Genomic DNA, 16,052 nt, shown 5'->3' on the forward strand with positions numbered 1-16,052 from the left:
AAAACCACGTTTTCCGTTTTGGCCCCCTCGCCCGGCTTGGTTCCAACTCCCCAGTCCAAACACTGACTTTGGCCCATTACCCCGCGAGGGCGTAGCAGGCCAAAAGCGGAGCATAAGATGAAATACAACGACCTGAGAGACTTCATTGCCCAGCTGGAAAAACTGGGAGAGCTAAAGCGCATCCGCGTAGAAGTTGACCCCCATCTGGAAATGACCGAAATCTGCGACCGCACTTTGCGGGCAGGTGGACCGGCGTTGTTGTTTGAAAACCCCAAGGGCTATGACATGCCCGTGTTGGCCAACCTGTTCGGTACGCCGAAACGAGTTGCGCTGGGAATGGGGCAGGAAGATGTCACCGCTTTGCGAGAAGTCGGTAAGTTGCTGGCGTTTCTGAAAGAGCCGGATCCCCCCAAGGGCTTCAAAGACGCGCTGGAAAAACTGCCCATCTTCAAGCAGGTCATGCGCATGAGCCCAAAAGTGCTGCGCTCGGCACCGTGCCAGGAAGTCGTGATCGAAAAGGACCAGGTTGATCTGTACCAGATCCCGGTTCAGCACTGTTGGCCCGGGGATGCGGGGCCGTTGGTGACCTGGCCATTGGTTATTACACGCGGGCCGAATAAAGAGCGCCAGAACCTAGGCATCTACCGCCAGCAGGTGATTGGCCGTAACCGACTGATTATGCGCTGGCTCAGCCATCGCGGCGGTGCTTTGGATTACCAGGAATTTCGCAAAGCGAATCCCGATAAACCTTACCCGGTTGCAGTAGCCTTAGGTGCAGACCCCGCCACCATTCTGGGTGCGGTAACACCGGTGCCGGATAGCCTGTCTGAATACGCTTTCGCCGGCTTGTTGCGGGGTTCCCGTACCGAGTTGGTGAGTGCCGGGCTCAGTGATCTGCAGGTGCCGGCCAGTGCCGAGATCGTCTTGGAAGGCTTTATTTATCCCGATGATATGGCCCCGGAAGGGCCGTTTGGTGACCATACCGGTTACTACAACGAAGTGGATGAGTTCCCGGTGTTTACCGTTGAACGTATCACCCATCGCAGAGATCCCATCTACCACAGTACATACACCGGCCGCCCGCCCGATGAACCGGCAGTGCTGGGTGTAGCTCTGAATGAGGTGTTTATTCCGATACTGCAAAAGCAGTTCCCGGAAATTGTGGATTTCTACCTGCCGCCGGAAGGTTGTTCGTATCGACTGGCCATTGTCACCATGAAGAAGCAATACCCCGGCCATGCCAAGCGCGTGATGATGGGGGTCTGGTCGTTCTTGCGCCAGTTCATGTACACCAAGTTCGTGATCGTGACCGATGACGATGTGAATGCCCGTAACTGGGAAGACGTCATCTGGGCCATGACCACCCGGATGGACCCGACCCGGGACACCACGCTGGTGGACAACACCCCCATTGATTACCTCGATTTTGCCTCGCCGGTATCGGGGCTCGGCTCCAAAATGGGGCTGGATGCAACGAATAAATGGCCGGGTGAAACCGACCGTGAATGGGGCGAGGCGATCACCATGACCGAAGAGGTGAAGCAGCGGGTGGACGACATCTGGGATAGCCTCGGGATTGAAATTCCCGAAAACTCCCCAAAATGAAGGGGTAGATAAGCTTGCATCGCATCCGCTTGCGCCCTGCAGATCTGTGCTACCCGGTGAACGGCACCAACGATCTGCTGTCAGCCGCCGCAGAGGCGGGCATTCAAGCGCCGGCGGCATGCCGTAATGGCGTTTGTGAAATTTGCGAAGCCCGTTTGATTAGCGGGCAAGCGCTGAACACCCGCAATCAGCAACTCATTTTAACCGGAGAGCGCCTGATGATGTGTCGGACGCAGGCCCTCTCCGATATTGAATTGGAGATACCCGCCGTTATGGCAACAGCAAATCATCAGCCCCGAATATATCAGGCCAAGGTGGTGGACGTGAGCTCCATCAACCACGACGTATATCGGGTAGAGTTGAAGTTGCCCCGGCGCCGGGATGTGAACTTTCATGCCGGTCAGTACTTATCGGTTAATCTGCCGGACGCTGATCCCTGTTATTTCTCCATTGCCAGCAGTCCTGCGGAAGACAACATTGTTTTGCACATTCAGGCCACGCCGGAATGGGTTTCAGCACAGAAAGTGATTGATGCACTGACCTCAGGCGAAGACGTCTCGGTCCAGTTGCCCCATGGTAAGGCGTGCCTGGCCGCAGCACCGGACAAACCGCTGGTGCTTGTGGCCGCGGGTACCGGCTTTGCCCAGATGAAGAGTTTAGTGGAGTTTCTGCAGGGAACAAACTTCAGCCAGAGCATCAAATTGTTCTGGGGTGTGCGAAAACACGAGGATATGTACCTGCGTTCGCTGGCCCAGCGCTGGCATGACGAATGGGACGCCTTCAGTTTTGTGCCGGTGGTTGGCGATGATGAAGACAACGATTGGGGTGGCCACCACGACCAGTTGGTGCGCTCGGTCCTTGCAACGGGTCTCGATTGGAGCAAAGTAGAAGTGCATGCCAGCGGTTCACCGACCATGGTGTACACGCTGATGGATGCATTGGTCGAGGCAGGGCTTTCCGAGCAGGATTTTTATTCGGATGTGTTGGAGTATGCTCCAAGGACCTGACAAATCAGGCCTTGGGCATCGGTAGCTCGGGTAGGGCGCTGTCCGATTCAAACTCCTGCATAATCATTTTTACGCTGCTTTCTTCCTCACCCATATGGGCATTCAGCCGGCTTAATTCGGCCATGGTTTCCCGGTCCCGTTTCAGCTTCAGGCTGGCCGTAAAGTATTCTCTGGCTTTTCCCCACAGCTGATTTCGTAAGCTCAACCGCCCCAAGGCCAGCAGCAATTGAGGGCTGTTGGGCCGGTCTTTGTACCATTGTTCCGCGGTCAGCAGTTGCACCTCGGGGTCGCTGCCTTCCAGTCGCCCGTAGAGGTTGATCAACTCGTCGCTCCAGTGGCTTCTCAGCACTTTGCGCAGCAGCGTTTCGGCTTGTTCTTCGTCGCCCAGACGTGCGAGCAGGCGTGCGTAGTCATGAATGGTGTGTTCGTCCCGGCGTACGAAGCGGGGCAGCTCATCCCACAAGATGGTGAGAGGTTCTAAAGACGCTTCCGGATCGCTCTCACGCTTGCGTTCGCAATCTTCAGCGGCCCGCTCCAGCAGGTTTTTCCAAACTTCTCGTTCCAGCTCATCCAGCTCTCGTTCGGTCAGCACGCTGCGCTTGCGCAGCTCTGGCACAAGCTTGGACAGCTCTTTCCAGTCTTCCAGCCGCAGGTAGGTGGTTTTCAGCAGCTTTAGCACGAACGGATGGTGGGGCGCTTCTTTGCGCAGGCGCAGCAGTGTCGCCAGCGCTTGCTCCAAACGATTGCCCGACAGCTGCAGTTGGGCTTGGGTGATGCCAACGGCAAGACTGGAGCCCGGGGTACTTTCGAACGCAAGGCGCAATAACTCGTCGGCACCTTCATGGTCGCCGGTTTCCGAGGCTGCTTGGGCGGCCGCGAGATAGTTGATGAGCGGCGTGTCGGCATGATTGGCGGCGCTGGAGAGCAGTTTGCGCGCTCTCGGCCAGTTGCCCTCGGCCAACGCCAGCAGGCCCTTGGTGGTGCGACGTCGGGCACGGCGTTCGTGACCCCGGCTAACCCAGGTGGCCATCAGGCTGGTGCCTTTGCGGAAGCGCTTGAGGGTGTTGATCACCAGCAGGCTTACCACCACCAGCAACACAATCAGCGCCAGCCCGACCCAGAAATTGGTTTCGATCAGATAATTGCCCAGGCTGATGCGGATATAGCCCAGATCGTAGGCCAGTCCCATGGACAGACCTGTTCCAACCAACAGCGCAACCAGAATGATCAGCAGCAGGGCAATCATGAATCTTTACCCTCGCTGTCCGGTGCCAGTCGGCCAGCCAGCCGCTCTTTCAGCAAGCCGAGCGATTGGCTGACGTCGGGGAGTTTCGGGTCAACATGTTTGTCGGCGAGCTCAGTAAGTATGTCAGACAAGCCTTTAACGGCCGGGTTGCTCGAGTCGTACCATTCGCTAACGGTGTGTCTGGCCTTGTCGAGGGCGCGTTCGTAAAGCGGTTGATTGCCCCGAAGTACCGCCATTTCGGCTTCTTCCAGCATCAGTTGCAGGTTCAGGCGAGCCCAGGCACTTTGGTCCGGGGACATCAGCGGCTTGACTGTTTCGTCCAGTCTTCGCACCACGACCACGTCTTTCAGTGTACTCAGGAAACGGTTCCAGCCCCGGGTAAACATGTTGCTGCCGTCTTCTGGCGCATTGGCGTCTTCACTCATGTTGAAGCCCGGTGCCTGATCGTGAATCAGTGCCTGGGTCGTCAGTTCGTTTACGCTGGCAATGGCCGCTTCGAGCTTCAGGTACAAGCCGGTACGATCCACGCCCTGAATACTCTTGAGGGCCAGGGTTTCTTTGGCGAGTTGTTCGCGCACCGGGTAAACACCGATGTCATCGGATTCCGCTAATACTTCGTCTGCGGATTCCAGAGCAGAGAGTGCGCCGCGAATGTCTTTTTCTATCATCAAGCGCTGGTTGCCGACGCGCAGTAGGTATTCGGCTTCCGCCAATAGCCAGTCGGTGCGCGTGCGGTTGCCGGCTTCCAGCAATTCCCGGGCAGTGTGATCAATCTGTCGCTGCTGAGTGGCGATTAGTTCACGCTGTTCGGCCAGCTTGCTTTCGAGAGCCTGAATGCGTTGGCTTTGCTCGCTGCCACGACTACCGTAAAGGTTTTCAAGTTGCTCGGTGTCTTGTTTCAGATCCTGAAGCGCTTGCAGGCTGTTGTTTTGCCGGTTCCATTGCTGCCAGTTCCACAGTGCAAGCAAGATCACCAGGACCAAAGCGACAATGGCGACGACCCAGACAGGCCAAAGGCGCGGTTTTTTGGTGTCGGTTTCTTTAACCGGGGCGGGCAATTGGTTCGTTGTCTCAGTCACGGGCATCCTTACTCGGTTATCCGTTGTTGTTAGCTTCTCGCTGCAAGCGTTGACGCGACACTGGTTACCAGATTCTGATCGTCCAAACCGTTCGGAACGATCAGGTTTCGGAATCCGGCGTTCTCGGCTTGCCGAGCTACTCGTTCGGCCGGAACCACCACTAGCGTCCGATGCAAACTGCTGTGGTGGTCAGGCGCAAGTGCATTGAGATTGTTCAGGGTTTCTCCCGAAAGCGCAATGATGACTTCAGGCCGGAAGCTGCCGAAAATCTCGTCTACCTGTTCAGGAGGATAGTACGGCTGAGCTCGCCGGTACAGTGGCATAACGGAGACTTTCGCGCCGCGCTGTTCCAGAGTTTGACGAATCAGCTCCCGGCCTTGCTCGCCGCGCGCTAATAATACTTTGTCTCCGGCCAGATTTTGCAGAGACGGAAGTTCAAGCAGCGCTTCGCTGGTCCAGCCTTGTTTGGGCTGGCGCGCTTTCAGACCATGGCGGGCAAACACCGAAGAGGTACCCGAGCCCACGCCGTACCATTGCAGGCCCAGTGGAATCTGGGGCCACCAGTTGTCAATGTGATCGAGTAACAGGTTCGCCGCAAAAGGACTGACGGCAATGATATGGCTGAAGTTATCCAACTCCTGTAGCAGCGTGTGCTGTTCAGGTGTCTCGGGCAGCGGCTCCCTGACCAGCAACGGCATGGTTCTGCATTCTGCACCGGCGGCGCGGAACGCCTCGGCCAGCCGCGAGGCTTCCGGTTCCGGCCGGCAAATCAGAACACGGCGCTGCGCCAAATCAGGGAGGCGTTGCTGACGATCAGGTTGGGGTGTGGCCATACACTTCAGCCAACACTTTATCTGCACCCATGCCCAACAGCTGTTCAGCCAGCTCACGGCCCAGGCGTTCGCCCTTGGCTCTCGGCGCCCGGCCTTCAACCCGCAGAATTTGTGTGCCATCTACGGAGCCGACCAAGCCGCGAAGCCATAATGTGTCGTCGTCTTCCAGCAGCGCGTACGCTGCGATGGGCACCTGACAACCCCCTTCCAGACGACGGTTCATAGCGCGTTCCGCTTTTACGCGGTCCGCAGAATCGGCATGGTTCAGTGGCTCAAGCAGTTCCCGTAATTCGTTGTCACTCAGGCGGCATTCGATGCCGAGTGCACCCTGACCGACGGCAGGCAGGCAGAAGGTGTCGGGCAGGCAGTAACGGATGCGGTCACTGAAGCCAAGGCGCTTCAAGCCGGAACTTGCCAGAATGATGGCGTCGTAGTCGCCGGCATCGAGCTTGGCCAAACGGGTGTTGACGTTGCCGCGAAGCATTTTGATTTCGAGATCCGGGCGGTTGGCGCGAATCTGCGCTTCCCGTCGCAGGCTCGAGGTTCCGACCACTGCGCCAGCAGGCAGTTCGTCAATATTGGCGTAGTGGTTGCTGATGAAGGCATCGGTGGGATCTTCACGCTCGCAAATGGCGACCAGGCCAAGACCTTCGGGAAATTCCATCGGCACGTCTTTCATGGAGTGCACGGCCAGGTCGGCACGGCCGTCCAGCATGGCTTCTTCCAGTTCTTTGACAAACAGGCCTTTACCACCAACTTTCGCCAAAGGCACATCAAGGATAATGTCGCCTTGGGTTTTGATTTTGATCAGTTCGACGGTGATATGGCTGTGAAGCCTTTCCAGTTCGGACTTGATGAATTCTGCCTGCCACAATGCCAGGGCACTGCTGCGGGTTGCGATGCGAAGAATACGATTGGACATTGCACTCACTGTCGTTGAGAAAAATGTACCTACAAGGTTACCTCGAGAGATTGGAAAAGTCCCGTAAGGTGCCCGGATGTACCTCTTTTGGATAGTTCGGGCACCCCGTCAGGGAGAGGGGTGATGCTCCTGCAACCACTGGCGGACCGAGCTGGCGTGTCTGCGGCTGACGGCGAGCCGCTTGGTTACCCCTCGCAGTTCCAGCTCGTTCTGGCCATCGGCGCTGCGCCGCAACGCCTGAATGTAACGCGCGCCCACCAGAGTGTGACGGTGAATGCGTAACAGCTGTTCGGGGTAGGCCTGTTCCAGTTCTTTTAAGGTGTAATCACAGACGGTTTCACCGCGGCTGTGGTGAAGCGTGACGTACTTCTGATCAGCCTCGCAGTAATAAATATCCGCCAACTCGATGAGTTCGGTGCCGCGATGGGTCCGAACCGCAATTTGTTCACCGCTTGTTTCCGGTTCGCGATTTAACGCCTGCAGCTGCACGCGGTTAACTTTCCCTGCCCGGGCCAGCGCGTCCGCCAGAGCTTCGCGCCGCACAGGTTTGAGCAGGTAGGCGACGGCGTGTACCTCAAAGGCTTGAATGGCGTAATGATCATAGGCGGTGCAAAAAATGATGGCGGGCGGATTGTTCAGTTGGCTCAGTTTGTCCGCAGTCTGCAGGCCGTCCAGCCCCGGCATGCGAATGTCCAGCAGGACAATATCCGGCTCAAGTTCGGCAACCTTGTGCAGCGTGTCGTTGCCATCGGCGGCTTCGCCGCATACCTGATAGCCGTCTCCGGCGTCCAGTAATCGCTGTAGGCGTTGGCGGGCAAGCGGTTCGTCGTCAGCGATGAGAATGCGCTGTGGTGCTGTGCTCATGATGACTCTGTATCTCTAGCGTTGGCTCTGTTGATTGGCCGTCCGGCGCGGAAGGCGCAAGGTGACGGTGTAGATGTCGCTCTGGTGGCTTTGCTTGAGTATGGCAGGTTCGCCAAACAGAGCTTGCAGGCGGGCCCGGGTGTTGGCCAGGGCAACCCGATTGCCCTGATGCTGCTGTTGCTCGGCATCCGGCTTTGGGTTTTGTACCATCACGTACACGAAATTACCCTTCGCATAGGTCTCGATACGCACCGTGCCCCCGGTGGGCCGGGGTTGAATGCCGTGGTAAATGGCGTTCTCTACCAGCGGTTGCAGCGTCAGCGGGGGAATGGCCTGGTGTTCGAGCCCGGTTGGTATCTGCCATTCAAGGGTGAGTCTGTCGCCTAAACGTAATTCCTCAATCGCCAGATAGCGCTTGCACAGCTCGAGTTCGCGTTTTAGCGGCACCAATTGATCGTCAGTACGAAGGCTGGCGCGAAACAGCTCTGACAAATCCAGCACCGCCTCTTCGGCCCGGTCTGGGTTGCTGGCGATCAGGCTGGCGATGGTGTTCATGCTATTGAACAGAAAATGGGGCTGAATTCTGGCCTGTAAGGATGTCAGCCTTGCCTGCATTTCGGCTTCGGTTTGCTGCTGCCATTGGTATTGCAGGTAGAAATACCGGAGTACCATCAACGAAATCAGCAGCGCCAGCAGCAGTTTCTTGGCAACGCTTTGCCAGGGTGTGAGCGCTTGCTCGGGGTGCAGAACACTGTCGGCGAATAAACTGAAAATCAGCACATCCAGCAGCACAATGCTGACAATCACGACAGTTGCGTGAGCAACACTTCGGTGGGCCAGCCAGGGCCGGAGCAAGCAGATCAGGGCGGTACTGGTGAGCGTGGTCCATTGAACAAACAGCGACAGCAGGCCGAAATAGTTCCAGTCGATCCAGCTGCGCTCGGCTTGTACGATGGCCAGCACCAACACCAGCAGTTCGCTGGTAACCAACAGCATAAACACCGCGCGTACCCGGCATAAGTCGGGCACAAAAAAATTGGCAGTGTCGGGTGCGCGTGAGGTGTTGCTCGGTTTCAGGGAAGTCTCCTTAACCCGGGACGGAATGTTATACTGCTCAAAATTTCATTTACCCACGGCCGGCGTGATGATAGCCGGGCTATCAGCAGGAAAGATAGACCATGACGGATCAGAAAAAACCTGACCAGACCACATCCTCCGAAAAACCTTGGGGCGGCCGCTTCAGTGAGCCGACGGATGCCTTCGTCGAGCGCTTCACGGCGTCGGTGGGTTTTGATCAGCGCCTTTATCACCATGATATTACCGGCTCCATTGCCCACGCCACCATGTTGGCTAAAGTGGGTGTGCTGACCGACGCCGAGCGTGACCAGATCATTGAAGGCTTGAAAGGCGTTAAAGAAGATATTGAAGCCGGTCGGTTTGAATGGTCTGTGAGCCTGGAAGATGTGCACATGAACATCGAAGCCAAGCTGACCGAACGCATCGGAATTACCGGTAAGAAATTGCACACGGGCCGCAGCCGGAACGATCAGGTGGCCACCGATATCCGTCTGTATCTGCGTGATGAAATCGATGTGATTGCCGAAGAACTGACGCGTTTGCGATCTGGCCTGCTGGATCTGGCGGAGCGTGAAGCGGCTACCATCATGCCGGGTTTTACGCACCTGCAAACCGCCCAGCCGGTGACTTTCGGCCATCACCTTCTGGCCTGGTATGAAATGCTGGTGCGGGATGCCGAGCGACTGCAGGATTGCCGTAAGCGAGTGAACGTGATGCCGCTGGGCGCTGCTGCGCTGGCTGGCACAACGTATCCGATTGATCGCAACATGACCGCAGAACTGTTGGGCTTTGACCGGGCGTCCGAGAACTCACTGGATTCGGTCAGTGACCGGGATTTCGCCATCGAATTCTGCAGCTTTGCGTCTTTGTTGATGACACACTTGTCGCGCTTCAGTGAAGAGTTGGTGCTGTGGACCTCGGCCCAGTTTGACTTCATCGATCTTCCGGATCGCTTCTGCACCGGATCGTCGATCATGCCGCAGAAGAAGAACCCGGACGTACCGGAACTGGTTCGTGGTAAGACCGGTCGGGTGAACGGTCATCTGATCAGCCTGTTGACCCTGATGAAGAGCCAGCCGTTGGCCTACAACAAGGACAACCAGGAAGACAAAGAGCCGTTGTTCGATACCGTGGATACGGTTAAAGGTTGCCTGAAGGCCTACGCCGATATGATTCCGGCAATCAAAGCGAAGGCGGATAACATGCGGGTTGCGGCCAAGCGCGGCTTCTCAACGGCGACGGATCTGGCGGATTACCTGGTCAAGAAGGGTGTGCCGTTCCGCGACGCTCACGAGATTGTCGGTAAGTCTGTGGCCTTTGGCGTTGCGGAAAACCGCGATCTTTCTGAAATGACACTGGAAGAACTGCAGCAGTTTTCCGATGTGATTGGCGAAGACGTATTTGATGTGCTGACGCTGGATGGCTCGGTACAGGCTCGTGACCATTTGGGTGGTACCGCGCCGAATCAGGTGCTGGCTGCCGTTGCCCGGGCCCGCGCTGCGCTCTGATTCCCCCCTTGTCCGAGGGAATGCCGGCACCGTTGAGTTGCCGGCATTCCCTTACCCGCCAATCCGTCCGGTGGTCAGATCAACCACCGCAGGGGTGAGATCCTCCAGTGGTTGAGGCCGTGCCAGCCGGAAGCCCTGTCCGAAATGAATGCCCAGCGAGCGCACTTTGCGAAGGGTTTCGTCGTTCTCAATAAACGTCGCAACGGTTTCTTTGCCGGTTGTTTCGGCAATTCGGTGCAGGGCATCCACCATAATCTGTTGCACCGGATCACTCTCTAGCTGATGCATAACCCGCTTGTCGAGTTTGATGATATCGACCGGCAAATTGGCCGCCAGACTGTAGCTTTCCACCGAGGCTCCCGCGCCTTCCAACGCCACCCGACAGCCGATCTGATGCAGCGAATCGCAGAGAACCGCCACTTCATCGGGGTAACGTGTGGCATGGGATTCCCGAATTTCCAGGTAAAAACAACTGGCGGAAAAAGGTGTTATGGCCACGGCCTGTTCCATAAAGTCGGTAAAGGTGTCGTCCAGAACCGACGCCAGAGACAGGTTGAATCCGCAGTATTTCAGGCGCGGCACCAGTAAGCGGTGCTGGCTCAGCCACGCCAGAGTTTGCCGGATAACCTGTCGATCCAGCATTTTGGCCAAGTCGTAGCGTTCGGCCACGGGCAGAAAGTGCTCGGGTTTGAGCAGGTCGTTGTTCGGGCCGGCCGGAATGCGACAGAGGATTTCGACGTGATCGCCCCAGGTTACGCTGGCCACCGGTTTCATCGCCTGAAACTCCAGTACCAAAGCCTCATCATCGAGCGCCTGACGCAGCTGCTGCAGCCGCCGCTCGCTCCCGCTGTCACTGTCCTTTTCGGTGGGTAGTGCGTGGGCGGTGTGAATCCGGTCCCGGCCGGACGTTTTTGCGGTGTGACACAGATCGGCGGCTTGGCTCAGAAGTACGTCGGGTTGTTCCGGAGCATCTTTGTCAATGATGAGCAGGCCACCGCTGACGGTTGCCTGAAGCACCGTTCCGTGCCACTCGAATTGAAACTGAGCGATTTGCTCCCGGACTTCATCGGCGATGCGCCGGGCCCGGGATTCGGGGCAGTTTTCAATAAACAGGGCAAAAGTATCGCCGCCCAGACGCGCGAGTGCGTCACGCTTTCGCACTCGTAGGTTCAGTGTGCTGGCCAGTTCGCGCAGGTAACGGTCACAGGTGCCGGTGTCGGCAATTTGGCTAAAGCCATCAAAATCGTCAATGTCGAGAAACAGCAGGCTGTCGACCAACTGGCGTTTGTGACGATGACTGATGGCGCGTTCCAGATGGACGCTGAATGCGCGGCGGTTCATCAGGCCTGTGACCGGATCGTGCCGCATGCGGTGATCACCCCCACTGTTTTGCAGAACCCGACTGCTAATGTCTTTGCCAACTCGTACCGCACCCACCACATCACCGTTATCGTTGCGGATGCGTTGAAAATGAAGCTCGAACAAAGAAGACGATGCACCGTCACTGAACAGGGGCATCTCGGCGATGAAATGGTCACGTTCGAAGGCTTTTTGCCACAAGCTTTCCATCAACCGGCGTTCATTGGGGAAGTGCTTGAGCAAAGATTTGAGGTTGTCCCCGGGTTGGGGTTCCAGGTCGAAAGCGGTTCGGAATTGTTGTTCCCAAACGGCGTTGAAGTGCAGCAGGTTAAAGTCTGTGTCGATCGCGACCATCAGGTCAGGTGTGGCGGACGCCATCGCTTCGAGCAGGCGTTGAACTTGTTGTTTTTGCTCGTCGTGGTGCATGGCCGAGCTGTGATTAACAAGAACCCCGCCTATTCGGTGCACACGCCCGCCACGTTTAAATGCGCGGCCGGTTAGCGTGGCGCGGACCAGTCGCTGCCGGCTGGTGATGACCGGCAACTCAACGCTGAAGGCTCGGCCGGAACGGATGCATCGGCGAATCAACGCACGTACCCGGTTCTGATGGGACTGGCAGTAAAATAACGCTTGTTCGGGAGAAAGGTCGGCACCCACGCGCAGTTCTAGCAACTGGTACATGGTTTCAGACCAGAAAACGTCATTGGACGCTACGTCCAACTCCCAAACACCAAAATTGGCACTGCGCTCAGCGAGCGCGAGCAAGCGGCTGTCCACTTTTTGACTGTCTATCTGCGAAATAGAAGCGCGGATTTCCGGGTCGTTTTGTCGGGTTTCGAGTCTTAATCCAAGCGAAGCCGTGAAGAAAAAACCTTCCTTGTGTTTGAACGTCACCAGTACGGTCTGGCCGTCCGCCAGGCGGTGGCGGTGGGCCGGTGCGAAAGGGTCGTCCTGCCGAGAGGCCAGAATATGCTGTACAGACAGGTGAGAGAGTTCAATGGCATCGTATCCGAACATGGTCTCAGCGTGTCTGTCTGCGTGCGTAATACGGCCGTCAACGTCTACCCGCAGCAGCGTGGGATGGATCACTGGCCCGGAAGGGTCGGGGCGATAGCGTTGGATCAGGAACTCTTTCAAAGCGCAGGTGCCTCATGATGCTCGGGTATTACCGGAAGCCGCCCGGAACCGAGAGTTGTTATTGATTGTCCGCCTGAGTTACGACAAAAGTCTCATCATACTGGCTATCCGGATGAAAAAAACCTCCCGGACACAGTGTCGGCTCGATCAAACCGTGACCTCGCGGTACAGGACGGGACTCGGGTATACTTCGTCTATTATTCACGCAAGGGTAAACGTATGCAGACGATGAAAGCGCTTCGGTTGGGCTATGCAGCACTGTGTTTGCTGGCCATCGTTGCCGTGAGTGGCTGCGGCCAGAAAGGCCCGCTGTACCGGGAAGCGCCGGTGGCAGCGGATGTTTCTGAAACCGCCTCGAAAGAGCCGGCAACCGTTTCGAATGCCCGCGATAACGAGCAAAAAACGCGCTGACGTTTACCTCTTCTAACGAGTTCAGGATAAGCATGGATTATTTTAATTACCGTGATGGTGAGCTTTACGCCGAAGATCTTCCGGTTGCCCGAATTGCTGAGCAGCATGGCACTCCGGCTTACGTGTATTCACGCGCGACGTTGGAGCGCCACTACCGGGCCTATGACGATGCCCTGAGCAATCGTCCGCACTTGGTATGTTACGCCGTAAAAGCCAATAGCAACCTGGCCGTGTTGAACGTTCTGGCCCGGCTTGGTGCCGGTTTTGACATCGTTTCGGCCGGTGAGCTGGAGCGGGTGATTCGGGCCGGCGGCGACACCAGCAAGGTTGTGTTTTCCGGTGTTGGCAAACAAGAGTGGGAAATGAAGCGGGCACTGGAAGCCGGTGTGCGTTGCTTTAACGTTGAGTCTGATACCGAACTGGATCGCTTGAATGCGGTGGCCGGTGAACTGGGCGTGAAAGCGCCGGTTTCATTGCGGGTGAACCCGGATGTGGATGCTGGAACCCATCCCTATATTTCCACCGGATTGAAAGAAAACAAGTTCGGCATTGATATCGCCGAAGCTCCGCAGGTATACGCCCGTGCCGCGACTTTGCCGAACCTGGATATCAAAGGGGTGGATTGCCACATTGGTTCACAGCTGACCACTGTTGCCCCGTTTCTGGATGCACTGGACCGTGTGTTGGCGCTGGTCGATAGCCTGGCCGAGCAAGGCATTCACATTCGCCACCTCGACATGGGCGGTGGACTCGGCGTGACCTACGATCAGGAAACACCGCCTGAACCGTCCGAGTACGTGAAGGCTTTGTCGGAGCGTATGGGGGATCGGGAACTGGAGCTCATTCTGGAACCCGGTCGTTCCATTGCCGCGAACGCCGGTATTCTGGTAACCAAAGTGGAATTCCTCAAGTGCACCGAACACCGCAACTTCGCCATCATAGATGCGGCCATGAACGATCTGATTCGCCCCGCACTATACAGCGCCTGGCAGGCTATCGTTCCGGTTCAGCCCCACAACGAGGGCGAAGAGAAAGTCTGGGATCTGGTCGGTCCGGTTTGCGAAACTGGTGATTTCCTTGGAAAAGATCGCCCGTTGACCCTGAAGGCAAACGACCTGCTGGCGGTTCGCTCAGCCGGTGCCTACGGTTTTGTGATGGCGTCCAACTACAACACCCGTAATCGCCCGCCCGAGTTGATGGTTGACGGTGATCAGGTACACGTGGTGCGCCGCCGGGAGACGCTGGACGAACAGCTGGCCCCGGAAAGTTGCTTGCCGGAATGAGCGGGGAGCGGGACATGACGCAGCAAAGGCGGGGGCAGGGCCCGTTGCTCCGGTTTACCAAAATGCATGGGCTGGGCAACGACTTTATGGTGGTGGATGCCATCAGTCAGCAGTTTCGCTTGCGCCCGGAGATGATTCGCGACCTGGCGAACCGGAATTTTGGCATCGGTTTTGATCAGTTGTTGGTGGTAGAGCCACCGGGGCTACCGGACGTTGATTTCCGCTACCGTATTTTCAACGCCGACGGCTCGGAAGTGGAACAATGTGGCAACGGAGCGCGGTGTTTCGCCCGCTTTGTCCGGGATCAGCGTCTGACCAACAAACGCGTGATTCGGGTACAGACCGCGAAAGGCATCATAGAGCTTCGCATCAGCAAAGATGGACAGGTGCTGGTGAACATGGGCGTGCCGGAGTTGAATCCACCGGCGATCCCGTTTGCCGCGAATTGCCAGAAAACCGTGTACACCGTTGACGTTGAGGAGCAGACGGTGGAGCTTTCCGCCGTGTCTATGGGTAACCCCCATGGGGTTCTGGTCGTTGAAGATGTTGATACCGCGCCGGTATCCAGTTTGGGACCATTACTGGAAAAGCACCCGCGTTTCCCGGCCCGGGCCAACATTGGTTTTCTGCAGATTGTCGATCGCGGTCACGCCCGTTTGAGGGTGTTTGAGCGTGGTTCAGGAGAAACACTGGCCTGCGGCAGCGGTGCTTGCGCCGCCGTAGTCGCTGGCCGGTTGCGCGGTTTACTCGATGAGCGGGTGAACGTGGAGCTCAGAGGTGGTCCTCTGGTGATTGAATGGCAGGGTGAAGGTACCCCTGTTATGATGGAAGGCCCTGCCACAACAGTCTTTGAAGGCCAGTTGCGGCTGCCGGGCGACACTCCGCCCCGCCGACGGAAAAGCTCAAGAACGTATAAAAACAGGGCCTGACGGTTCAGGAGAACGTGATGACAGAACAAACGGCCCGCCAGAAGGCCGGCGAACTTACCCCCGAGCAGGTGGCGGATTATCTTCGCGCCCATCCTGATTTTTTTCTCGATCAAGATGAGCTGCTGCGCAGTTTAACCTTGCCCCACGACAGTGGCCGCGCGATTTCATTGGTTGAGCGCCAGGTACATTTATTTCGTGAGCAGCGGGATACCCTGCGCAATGAAATGATGGAGTTGGTGTCCATCGCGCGTCATAACGACCGGTTGTTCGAAAAGAGCAAGCGGTTGTTGATGCAGGTGATAGAGGCTAAGAACCTGCAGGACATGGCTTCGGCCATCGACGACAGCATTCGTGGTGATTTCGGTTTGGATGCGGCTTCAATTTTATTGTTTGGCGACGTGAACAAGCTGGGTCAGTCCCATGGCGCCCTGCACATTGTCGGTAAAACCCAGGCTGAACAGCGTCTAGGAGCATTGCTGGACGGTGATCGGGCCGTGTGTGGCCAGTTCCGGGAGACGGAGCGGGCCTTCCTGTTTCCGGATCGTGATGAACCCATCGCCTCAGTGGCTTTGGTGCCACTCCGCTACGAAGGCTTGGTGGGTGTGTTTGCGGTTGGCAGCTGTGAGCCCGGTTATTTCGACCAGAACATGGGCTCGCTGTTTCTCAGCTACATCAGCGACACGCTCAGCCGCTTGCTGCCGCCGGTGTTGAAACGCCACGGCTCCGATGCCGCAAAAGTTGCCGAGCTAACCGTGGAGAGTGGCCAAGGGTGACCAGCACCGGTTCCGATGG

General features: G+C 57.1%; 14 protein-coding genes. 7 read left to right on the forward strand and 7 right to left on the reverse strand.

All coding sequences use genetic code 11. The annotated features are described in order from the left end of the window. Window positions 1–117 precede the first annotated feature (117 nt). Both ubiD and MWU64_RS11370 read left to right on the forward strand, forming a co-directional pair. Entirely contained in the window at window positions 118–1,605 is a 1,488-nt protein-coding gene (ubiD, locus tag MWU64_RS11365) for a 4-hydroxy-3-polyprenylbenzoate decarboxylase (protein WP_247064490.1), read from the forward strand. A 14-nt stretch (window positions 1,606–1,619) separates the two neighbouring features. Beyond that, a complete protein-coding gene (locus MWU64_RS11370; RefSeq protein WP_247064492.1) occupies window positions 1,620–2,612 on the forward strand; it encodes a 2Fe-2S iron-sulfur cluster-binding protein in 993 nt (330 codons plus the stop codon). A 4-nt stretch (window positions 2,613–2,616) separates the two neighbouring features. Here MWU64_RS11370 and MWU64_RS11375 read toward each other — a convergent pair whose 3' ends face one another. The 6 genes from MWU64_RS11375 to MWU64_RS11400 form a co-directional block, all read right to left on the reverse strand. Further along, window positions 2,617–3,858, reverse strand: a complete 1,242-nt coding sequence (locus MWU64_RS11375; protein WP_247064495.1) for a heme biosynthesis HemY N-terminal domain-containing protein — start codon at window positions 3,856–3,858, stop codon at window positions 2,617–2,619. Continuing rightward, on the reverse strand, window positions 3,855–4,943 hold the full coding sequence (locus tag MWU64_RS11380) for a uroporphyrinogen-III C-methyltransferase (RefSeq protein WP_247064497.1): 1,089 nt from the start codon (window positions 4,941–4,943) through the stop codon (window positions 3,855–3,857). The genes MWU64_RS11375 and MWU64_RS11380 overlap by 4 nt, the downstream gene beginning before the upstream one ends. A 23-nt stretch (window positions 4,944–4,966) precedes the next feature. Continuing rightward, window positions 4,967–5,770 (reverse strand): uroporphyrinogen-III synthase, encoded by an 804-nt coding sequence (locus tag MWU64_RS11385; RefSeq protein WP_247064499.1) that lies wholly within the window; start codon window positions 5,768–5,770, stop codon window positions 4,967–4,969. Further along, a complete protein-coding gene (hemC, locus tag MWU64_RS11390; RefSeq protein ID WP_247064501.1) occupies window positions 5,751–6,692 on the reverse strand; it encodes a hydroxymethylbilane synthase in 942 nt (313 codons plus the stop codon). The genes MWU64_RS11385 and hemC overlap by 20 nt, the downstream gene beginning before the upstream one ends. A 108-nt stretch (window positions 6,693–6,800) precedes the next feature. Continuing rightward, window positions 6,801–7,556, reverse strand: coding sequence for a LytTR family DNA-binding domain-containing protein (locus MWU64_RS11395; RefSeq protein ID WP_247064503.1), 756 nt, complete (start codon window positions 7,554–7,556; stop codon window positions 6,801–6,803). Between the two features lie 15 nt (window positions 7,557–7,571). Then, a complete protein-coding gene (locus MWU64_RS11400; RefSeq protein WP_247064505.1) occupies window positions 7,572–8,552 on the reverse strand; it encodes a sensor histidine kinase in 981 nt (326 codons plus the stop codon). Window positions 8,553–8,734: 182 nt separating this feature from the next. Between MWU64_RS11400 and argH the strand changes: the two genes are divergently transcribed. Continuing rightward, complete coding sequence (gene argH, locus MWU64_RS11405; RefSeq protein ID WP_199005222.1) at window positions 8,735–10,141, forward strand: argininosuccinate lyase; 1,407 nt, start codon at window positions 8,735–8,737, stop codon at window positions 10,139–10,141. Window positions 10,142–10,192: 51 nt separating this feature from the next. Here argH and MWU64_RS11410 read toward each other — a convergent pair whose 3' ends face one another. Beyond that, window positions 10,193–12,637, reverse strand: coding sequence for an EAL domain-containing protein (locus tag MWU64_RS11410; RefSeq protein ID WP_247064507.1), 2,445 nt, complete (start codon window positions 12,635–12,637; stop codon window positions 10,193–10,195). A 219-nt stretch (window positions 12,638–12,856) separates the two neighbouring features. On the opposite strand from MWU64_RS11410, the gene MWU64_RS11415 reads away from it, so the two are divergent. The 4 genes from MWU64_RS11415 to MWU64_RS11430 are packed head-to-tail and all read left to right on the forward strand — an operon-like array spanning window position 12,857 to window position 16,033. Next, window positions 12,857–13,048, forward strand: a complete 192-nt coding sequence (locus MWU64_RS11415) for a lipoprotein (RefSeq protein WP_247064509.1) — start codon at window positions 12,857–12,859, stop codon at window positions 13,046–13,048. A gap of 32 nt (window positions 13,049–13,080) precedes the next feature. Then, a complete protein-coding gene (gene lysA / locus MWU64_RS11420; RefSeq protein WP_247064511.1) occupies window positions 13,081–14,331 on the forward strand; it encodes a diaminopimelate decarboxylase in 1,251 nt (416 codons plus the stop codon). Between the two features lie 14 nt (window positions 14,332–14,345). Continuing rightward, window positions 14,346–15,260: a diaminopimelate epimerase gene (dapF, locus tag MWU64_RS11425; RefSeq protein ID WP_247064513.1), complete on the forward strand. Its 915-nt coding sequence runs from the start codon at window positions 14,346–14,348 to the stop codon at window positions 15,258–15,260. Window positions 15,261–15,277: 17 nt separating this feature from the next. Next, on the forward strand, window positions 15,278–16,033 hold the full coding sequence (locus tag MWU64_RS11430) for a DUF484 family protein (protein WP_247064515.1): 756 nt from the start codon (window positions 15,278–15,280) through the stop codon (window positions 16,031–16,033). Window positions 16,034–16,052: the final 19 nt, after the last annotated feature.

It is taken from the genome of Marinobacter sp. S0848L (assembly GCF_023016065.1).
GTDB lineage: Bacteria > Pseudomonadota > Gammaproteobacteria > Pseudomonadales > Oleiphilaceae > Marinobacter.